General features: G+C 66.2%; 7 protein-coding genes and 1 pseudogene. 2 read left to right on the forward strand and 6 right to left on the reverse strand.

Features of this window, described 5'->3' with window-relative positions; translation table 11 throughout:
- Window positions 1-29 precede the first annotated feature (29 nt).
- The 5 genes from AC27KI_RS16075 to AC27KI_RS16095 all read right to left on the reverse strand — a co-directional run bounded on the left by AC27KI_RS16075 (window position 30) and on the right by AC27KI_RS16095 (window position 4,937).
- Complete coding sequence (locus AC27KI_RS16075; protein ID WP_487114720.1) at window positions 30-929, reverse strand: ABC transporter permease; 900 nt, start codon at window positions 927-929, stop codon at window positions 30-32.
- Between the two features lie 92 nt (window positions 930-1,021).
- On the reverse strand, window positions 1,022-1,936 hold the full coding sequence (locus tag AC27KI_RS16080; RefSeq protein WP_487090086.1) for an ABC transporter permease: 915 nt from the start codon (window positions 1,934-1,936) through the stop codon (window positions 1,022-1,024).
- A gap of 86 nt (window positions 1,937-2,022) precedes the next feature.
- Entirely contained in the window at window positions 2,023-3,306 is a 1,284-nt protein-coding gene (locus tag AC27KI_RS16085; RefSeq protein ID WP_272564121.1) for an ABC transporter substrate-binding protein, read from the reverse strand.
- Window positions 3,307-3,417: 111 nt separating this feature from the next.
- Window positions 3,418-4,506: an ABC transporter ATP-binding protein gene (locus tag AC27KI_RS16090; RefSeq protein WP_317352413.1), complete on the reverse strand. Its 1,089-nt coding sequence runs from the start codon at window positions 4,504-4,506 to the stop codon at window positions 3,418-3,420.
- A gap of 83 nt (window positions 4,507-4,589) precedes the next feature.
- The gene (locus tag AC27KI_RS16095; RefSeq protein WP_487090085.1) at window positions 4,590-4,937 is read right to left on the reverse strand and encodes an SAM domain-containing protein; all 348 of its coding nucleotides are present in this window, start codon (window positions 4,935-4,937) and stop codon (window positions 4,590-4,592) included.
- Window positions 4,938-4,973: 36 nt separating this feature from the next.
- Between AC27KI_RS16095 and AC27KI_RS16100 the strand changes: the two genes are divergently transcribed.
- On the forward strand, window positions 4,974-5,357 hold the full coding sequence (locus tag AC27KI_RS16100; RefSeq protein ID WP_284406760.1) for a hypothetical protein: 384 nt from the start codon (window positions 4,974-4,976) through the stop codon (window positions 5,355-5,357).
- Between the two features lie 56 nt (window positions 5,358-5,413).
- Here the strand turns inward: AC27KI_RS16100 and AC27KI_RS16105 are convergent, their stop codons facing one another.
- Window positions 5,414-6,559 (reverse strand): alginate lyase family protein, encoded by a 1,146-nt coding sequence (locus AC27KI_RS16105; RefSeq protein ID WP_487114722.1) that lies wholly within the window; start codon window positions 6,557-6,559, stop codon window positions 5,414-5,416.
- 408 nt (window positions 6,560-6,967) lie between these two features.
- Between AC27KI_RS16105 and AC27KI_RS16110 the strand changes: the two are divergent.
- Window positions 6,968-7,328: pseudogene (locus AC27KI_RS16110) on the forward strand (hypothetical protein); the annotation flags it as partial.

Genomic DNA, 7,328 nt, shown 5'->3' on the forward strand with positions numbered 1-7,328 from the left:
GGGGGGCGCGGCGGCGGGTGCGGGAGGCTTCATCGGGCGCTCCCCGCGCGGCGCCCGCGCCCGAGCAACCACACCAGCGCCAGCGTGAGCCCCATCACCACGAAAGAAACCACCGTGGTCAGCGTGCCCAGCGCGTAGATCGACGGCGTGGTCACGGTCGATGTCAGCCCCTGCAGTTCCAGCGGCAGCGTATTCACGTCGCCGATGGCCTGCGAGGTGCGGGCAATCTCGTCCCAGCTCAGCGTGAAGCCGAACATGCCGATGCCCACCACCGACGGCGCCACCAGCGGCAGCACCACGTGCGCGAAGCCCTGCCACGGCGTGGCGCCCAGGTCCCGCGCCGCCTCTTCGTACGCCGGGTTGAAGCGGTTGAACACCGCGAACATGATGAGTAGGCCGAACGGCAGCGTCCACGTGAGGTGCGCGCCCAGGGCCGAGGTGAAAAGGCCCAGCGAGGTGCCGAAGCCCTCCAGCGTCTCCTGCAGGCCCAACCAGCCCAGCACCGCCTTGATGGCGGTATCGATCAGTCGGAACTCCAGCCCGATGCCCAGCGACACGATGATGGACGGCATGATGAGGCTGGCCACCACCACGAAGAACAGCGTGTTGCCGCCTGCCAGCCGCTTGCGAAAGGCCAGGCCCGCCAGCACCGAAAGCACCACGGTGCACGCCATCACGGCCAGACCGAGGGCGAGCGAACGCCGCAGCGCCGCGCCGATGTCCACCACGCCCAGCCCCTCGGCCAGCTGGCGGAACCAGTGCAGCGACAGGCCGCGCATCGGAAAGGTCAGCCCGCCTTCGGGGCCCTGGAAGCTCAGCACGAAGATGACCAGCATGGGCCCGTACATGAACAGCACGAACAGAACGAACACCATCGCCAGCAGCCAGAAGCTGAGCGGGCGCGGCTCGCGCAGGCGGGTTTTGTTCATGGAAAGGGCCTCCATGCCATGGGAAAGACGAAGGGGGCGGTGCCTGCGCGGGGCACTGCGCAAAAGGATGTGCGTGCGTGAACGGCCATGGCTCAAAGCTCCTTGCGGATGTCCACCAGCCGCGTGAGGCCGTAGATGATCATCAGCACGACGGCCAGCAGGATCACGGCATTGGCCGCCGCCAGCGGAAACTGCAGGTACGAGGTCTGCACCTGGATGATCTTGCCCACCGAGGCGATCTGCTGCCCGCCCATCACGCCGATGGTGACGAAGTCGCCCATGACGATGGTGATGACGAAGATCGAGCCGATGATGATCCCGGTGCGCGACAGGGGCACGATCACGTTCCACAGCGTCTGCCAGCCCGAGGCGCCGGAGTCGCTCGCGGCCTCCAGCAGGCTGCGGTCGATGCGCATCATGCTGTTGAAGATGGGCACGATCATGAACATGGTGTACAGGTGCACGAAGGCCAGCACCACGGAAAAATCGGAGAACAGCAGCCACTCGATCGGGGTCTGGATCAGGTGCAGGTCGATCAGCGTCTGGTTCACCAGCCCGTTGCGCCCCAGCAGCGGAACCCACGAGATCATGCGGATCACGTTGGAGGTCCAGAACGGGATGGTGCACAGCACGAACAGCAGCGTCTGTATGCCGGGCGAACGCACGTGGAAGGCCAGGAAGTACGCCACCGCGAAGCCCAGCACCAGCGTGATGCCCCACACCAGCAGGCTGAACTTGAGGGTGGACAGGTAGGTGCGCAGCGTGGTGCACAGGTCGGCCATGTTGCCGCAGCCCTCGAACACCGACAGGTAGTTCTTGAAGGTGAAGCCGGGCAGCAGCTCGTATTCGTTGAAGTCCCAGAAGCTCACCATCAGGATGAGCCCGAGCGGGACGAGAAAGAACAGCACGAACACCGCGGTGAACGGCGCAGCCTGCCACCAGGCCGCGATGCCGCGGCCGGGCGCGGCGGCCACGGCGGCGGTATGGGAGGTCGAAGGAGGGCTCATGGTGCGGTGGAACGTGCTGAAGGAAAGGGCTTGCGAGACGGGCCGATCGGTGAACCCGGGCAGCGGGTGCCGCCCGGTTTCATCGGTCAAGCCGCGACGAATTCATTCCATTTCTGGACCATGTAGTTGTTCTCGTCCATCAGCGCGTTCCAGCAGGCGATGCCGCCCATGCGCGACTCGTAGCTGCCGCCGTCGCGCACGCTGCCGGCCTTGGCCAGCAGGTCGCCATTGGGGCTCTTGATGTCCTGCGCGGCGGGCTTGCCTTCCATCCAGTAGGCCCACTCGTAGGCTTCCATCTTGGCCTTGGCGGTCTCCAGCACGGCGCTGTAGTAGCCCTGGCGGTTCAGGTACGCGCCGGCCCAGCCGTCGAGGAACCAGTTGATGAACTCGTACGCGCCGTCCAGCTTCTTGCCCGACAGCGTGGCCGGCAGCCCGAAGCCCGCGGCCCAGGCGCGGTAGCCCTCCTTGAGCGGCTGGAAGTTGCAGGCGATGCCCTTGGTGCGCACCGCCGTCACCGCCGGGCTCCACATGGACTGGATCACCACCTCGCCCGAGGCCATCAGGTTGACCGACTCGTTGAAGTCCTTCCACAGCGCGCGGAACTGGCCGGCGCGCTTGGCTTCGATCAGGGTCTTGATCGTGAGGTCGATCTCCTTCTTGGTCATGTTGCCCTTGTCGGGGTACTTGTACAGGCCCATGGCCTCGACCACCATCGCCGCATCCATGATGCCGATGGAAGGAATGTTCAGGATGGCCGTCTTGCCCTTGAACTCGGGGTTCAGCAGCTCGGCCCAGGAATCGATGGGGCGCTTGATCAGGTCGGGGCGGATGCCCAGCGTGTCGGCGTTGTACACGGTGGGAATCAGGCTCATGAACTGCGTCGGGCTCTTGGCGAACACCTTGCTCTTTTCGCCTTCGAGGTAGATCACCTTCTTGGGCGCGGTGCCCTGCTCGCCCACCGCCTTGCCGCCCACCATGCCGGTGGTGAACAGCGGGGTGATCTTGTCGGCATTCTTGATGCGCTTGGTGTCGATGCCCTTGAGGTTGCCCGTGGGCACGATCTTCTTGAGCGAGAAGTACTCGGTGTCGATCAGGTCGAAGCTGTTGGGCGCGGTGACGGCGCGCTTGGTCACGTCGTCCGTGGTCACGGCCACGTACTGGATCTCGATGCCCGTGTCGGCCTTGAATTTTTCAGCGATGGCCTTGTCCTGGTTCACCGCCGTGCCCAGGTAGCGCAGCACGATCTTCTCCTGCGCATGGATGGCCGGGAACATGCCGGCGGCCAGGATGCCGGCCGTGCCCTTGAGCAGCGAGCGGCGCTGCACGGCGGACGACGGGGCAGCGAGGGATTCGGAAGACGCATCGGACATGGAAAGCTCCTAGGTTGAACGAAGGGACAGGGGGAAAGGGAAATCTTTTGTCGACCAGCGGAGGCAGGAGCCGCGACGCCCGGTGCGTTGCGGCTGCCGGCCTGCAGCGCCTCAGGCCGGCACCGCGACGGCGGCACCTGCCGAGGCCGGTGTGGACGGCGCCTGCAGCGGATGCGCGCGCTCAGGCCGCCAGTGCAGCCGCACCGCATCGCCCACCAAGTAAGGCCGGGCGGCGTAGGCGTCTTCAGACACCATCACGGAATACGCGGCGGTTGTGCTGGACGACACCACGGCGCCCTCGTCCTGCAGGCCCAGCAGCACGTAGGTGCCCTGGTACTCCACATCGGTCACCACCGCGCCGATGTGGCTCGACCCGGCCGGCAGCGCCTCGCCCACCGCGGCGATCTGCAGGTGGTCGGTGCGCACGCCCACTGGCCCGGACGGTGTGACGATCACGTTGTGCCCGCCCATGAAGCGCGCCACGAATTCGCTCGCGGGCCGGTTGTAGACCGTGTGCGGCGAGCCCACCTGCTCGATGCGGCCATGGTTCATCACCACCATCGTGTCGGCCAGGGCCATGGCCTCTTCCTGCGAATGGGTCACGTGGATGAAGGTCAGCCCCAGCTCCTTTTGCCAGCGCCGCAGCTCGGCGCGCATCTGGATGCGCAGGAACGGGTCGAGCGCGGACAACGGCTCGTCCAGCAGCAGCACGCGCGGCTCGGTGATGAGGGCGCGCGCCAGCGCCACGCGCTGCTGCTGCCCGCCCGACAGCTCCGCCGGCTTGCGGTCGGCCAAGTGCCCCATCGCCACGCGCTCCAGCAGTGCCCGCGCGCGCGCCTGCCGCTCGGCCTTGCCCACGCCCTTCATCTTGAGACTGAACGCCACGTTGTCCAGCGCGGACAGGTGGGGAAAGAGGGCGAAGCTCTGGAACATCATCGCCGTGCCCCGCTCGGCCGCCGGAAGGTCGGTGATGTTGCGGTTTTCCAGCAGCACATCGCCACTGGTCACCGACTCGTGCCCCGCGATCATGCGCAGCGTGGTGCTCTTGCCGCAGCCCGAAGGCCCCAGCAGGCAGCAGTAGCTGCCGCTGGCAATGCGCAGATCGATGCCATCGACGGCAGGCTTGCCCTGCGCATAGCGCTTGGTGAGCGCAACGATTTCGATGGCGGCGGGGGCCGAGGGGTGGGAGGTGGCATCCATGCCGGGGCATCACGCAAACGCCATGCCAGCCTGGAATACGGTTTTTGCACCGTTTTGTATACAAAAACCGCATGTTCGGGAGATCAGCGCACCGGGCTGGCGATTGGAAGCACCAGCGTAGCCACCTGCCAGCCGGTTACGTGATTTTCATGCAAATAAAGTAAGAGAGCGTTGCAAACGGTGGATTCGCGGAACCGCACTTTTAAGATGCGCCGCTCGGAGCCGCTGAGCCCGTTCGTTCGCAACGACGAACAAAAGAAGACAACGCCATCAGGGAGAACAATGACAAACGCATGGGAAGACACTGCACTTCGTGCCAAACGGCCGACGGTCAGACATTCACTGGGAAAAACCCCCTCGCTGCGATGGCAGCGCACTTTCTTCGAGGCCACCACGCCAAGGCCTCGTGCTGGCAGAGCGTCCACGTCCATCAGGCACCTGATCGCTGCGCGCCCAATCGTCTTCCCATGAAATCCCACACCTCTTCACTCTCCACCCACCGCGCGGCCTTCCGCCAGCCCCGCTTTTGGCAGACCTGGCCGCGATGGGCGTTGCTGCTTCTCGCGGGCATGCCGCTGGCCCTGCTGGCCGGGTCCCTGCTCTCCTCCCGCGCTTTCAACACCGCAGAACTCATGCACACCGATGTGTGCGGCGGGAGTGACTACAGCCTGGAGTTCTACGATTACAGCGACGGCGCGGGCTACGTGAAACTGGTGGACCAGGCCGGGCGGTCGTATGGACGCGCCGAGCATTCGGACGCCGACGCACTTCGCCCGGTGTGGGCCGACGATTGCCTGTCGGTCACGGTCAGCACGGACCGGCGCCGCGTGCGGCTGGAGGTCAAGCCCTGACCGGCCCCTGGCCTGCGTGACCCACCGCGTTCATGCAGGGTGTTCAGGCGCCCCACTCACCCTCCCTGGGTGCGTGCGGCAGGCAGCCGGCTGAACGCCAGGCGCCAGTTCGGGCGCCCCCCGCCGAGCCGCTCCGCCAGGGCGGCGCACTCGGGGTCGTAGGCAGCGGCCAGGAACAGCAGCGGCAGTGCGTCGCGCGGCTCGTACAGGCTGCCGACCACATGGCCCCGCTCGCCATTGTCCGAGCGCGCCTTGTCGAATCGCACGTCGCTGCCCACGAACTCGGCATGCGTCTTCTCACCCCTCAGGTACGGCATCAGCCACGCCACGCTGTGGGCGATGGAGGCGCCGTTCGCCGCCTTCCAGTGGTAGAAATCCTCGCCCTGCTCCGCGAAGGCCAGCGCCAGCGTCACGAGCGGGCGCAGGTCGTACACGTGGTAGGACAGCGCATCGCGCTCCTGGAAATCGACGCTTTCGCCGCTGGCAAGCAGGTTGTCGTTGATCTGCGCACGCAGGCCATCCCGCGTGTAGGCGATCAGCCGTGCATCGCCGATTGCGAAGCCGATGAGGCCGACGATCTTCAGGCGATGGCTGTGCCAGTTGTTGGTGGCGGTTTTCTTCTTCATCTCCCGCGACCCCATCTCGGCTTCGGCGATGCGGCGCATCCAGCCATCGACCGATCCGCGTGTGGAAGCGTCCAGGTCGGCCCGCACCAGCCGATACCCGAAGATGGCGGGCTCCAGGCCGGTTTCATCGATGGGCTGGCCGGTCGGTCGGTTGACCTGTGCCCAGCGCAGCAGGTAGTCGCCCGCCTTCGCCGCATGGCGCGGGTCGTGGTCGAGCCGGTGGGTGATGGCCAGCGCCTGGATCTTGTCCATGTCCTGCAGGCCCGCTTCGGTCTGGGCCTTGAGCGGATCGCCCCGCAACCGGCCGCCAGTGGTCAGCACGGCCACGGGCCGGGGCTCGCTCTTCATCGCGTCTTCGGCGATGCGCCGCTGGGCGCCCATGGCATTGCGCCATGCGGGGACGGTGGCCGATTGCTCTCGCGCCTGATCCCATTGCCGGGGCGTGGGCCACAGCGTCTGTGCCTGCGCCAGGCAAGCGCAAGACAGCGCCACCCAGGCCAGAGCCGTCAGGACGGCCTTGCGCCCGCTGCGGGAAAAAGGCACCGCGTGCCGCACTTTCCATAGAACCATTGACATTGATCTTCCCTGGTGGATGGCGCCGCACTGCACTGCGCAACTGGCGGGCTGACGTGCAGAACGCATCCGGTGAACGGAGGAGACCACCGCCGGAGCGATGGACCAGAAAGCCGGGAGGACAGGGCAGTCGCCAAGCGACTCCAGTGCACCGGTACCGAACCATGATGGCGTGCGGCCGCATCGCCCATGCTTCCAACGGTTTCAGCCTGGGGCGGACCCATTCATCGGCATCCGCGCGAGCACGCCTCACACGCACATTCCGCGTGCAAGCAAGTACCTATCAAGATTGAAACACCTATTTACATAAACACCGGCGAAAGATAGTCTGGCGCCGATTTCTACCGGCTCGGCCGCACACCGGCACGTGGCCGTCCCTTCGGCCCAACGCGATCACCCAGGAAACGACCTGTGAACCACTCCAGAAAAATCCGCCTCTCCCTGCTAACTGCCGCCCTCGCTGCCGCTTGCCTGGTCCATGCTCCTCTGGTGTTGGCAGCGGACGTGCGCATCACCGTGCCTTCAGCAGGCGGCTTCGTGGTGCGCAGCGCCAATGGAACGCAAGAGGGGCTGCGGGTGCAGGATGGTGGCGGTGTCTTTCTGCCCACCCTCTCCACGCGCACACCCGTGGCCACGGTGCTGTGCTTTGAAACCACGACGGGCGCCCTGGGTCCCTGTGCAGCAGGCGTGGCGGCCGGTCCGACCGGCGCCACGGGCGCGACCGGGGCGACTGGCGCCACCGGTGTCACCGGCGCTGCGGGTGCTACGGGAC

Source organism: Acidovorax sp. KPB24-03 (assembly GCF_057546605.1).

Excerpts from the sequence above, each read along its gene's own strand:
- AC27KI_RS16075 (WP_487114720.1), bottom strand. The coding sequence starts at position 929 with ATGAACAAAACCCGCCTGCGCGAGCCGCGCCCGCTCAGCTTCTGGCTG.
- AC27KI_RS16080 (WP_487090086.1), bottom strand. The coding sequence starts at position 1,936 with ATGAGCCCTCCTTCGACCTCCCATACCGCCGCCGTGGCCGCCGCGCCC.
- AC27KI_RS16085 (WP_272564121.1), bottom strand. The coding sequence starts at position 3,306 with ATGTCCGATGCGTCTTCCGAATCCCTCGCTGCCCCGTCGTCCGCCGTG.
- AC27KI_RS16090 (WP_317352413.1), bottom strand. The coding sequence starts at position 4,506 with ATGGATGCCACCTCCCACCCCTCGGCCCCCGCCGCCATCGAAATCGTT.
- AC27KI_RS16095 (WP_487090085.1), bottom strand. The coding sequence starts at position 4,937 with ATGGACGTGGACGCTCTGCCAGCACGAGGCCTTGGCGTGGTGGCCTCG.
- AC27KI_RS16100 (WP_284406760.1), top strand. The coding sequence starts at position 4,974 with ATGAAATCCCACACCTCTTCACTCTCCACCCACCGCGCGGCCTTCCGC.
- AC27KI_RS16105 (WP_487114722.1), bottom strand. The coding sequence starts at position 6,559 with ATGTCAATGGTTCTATGGAAAGTGCGGCACGCGGTGCCTTTTTCCCGC.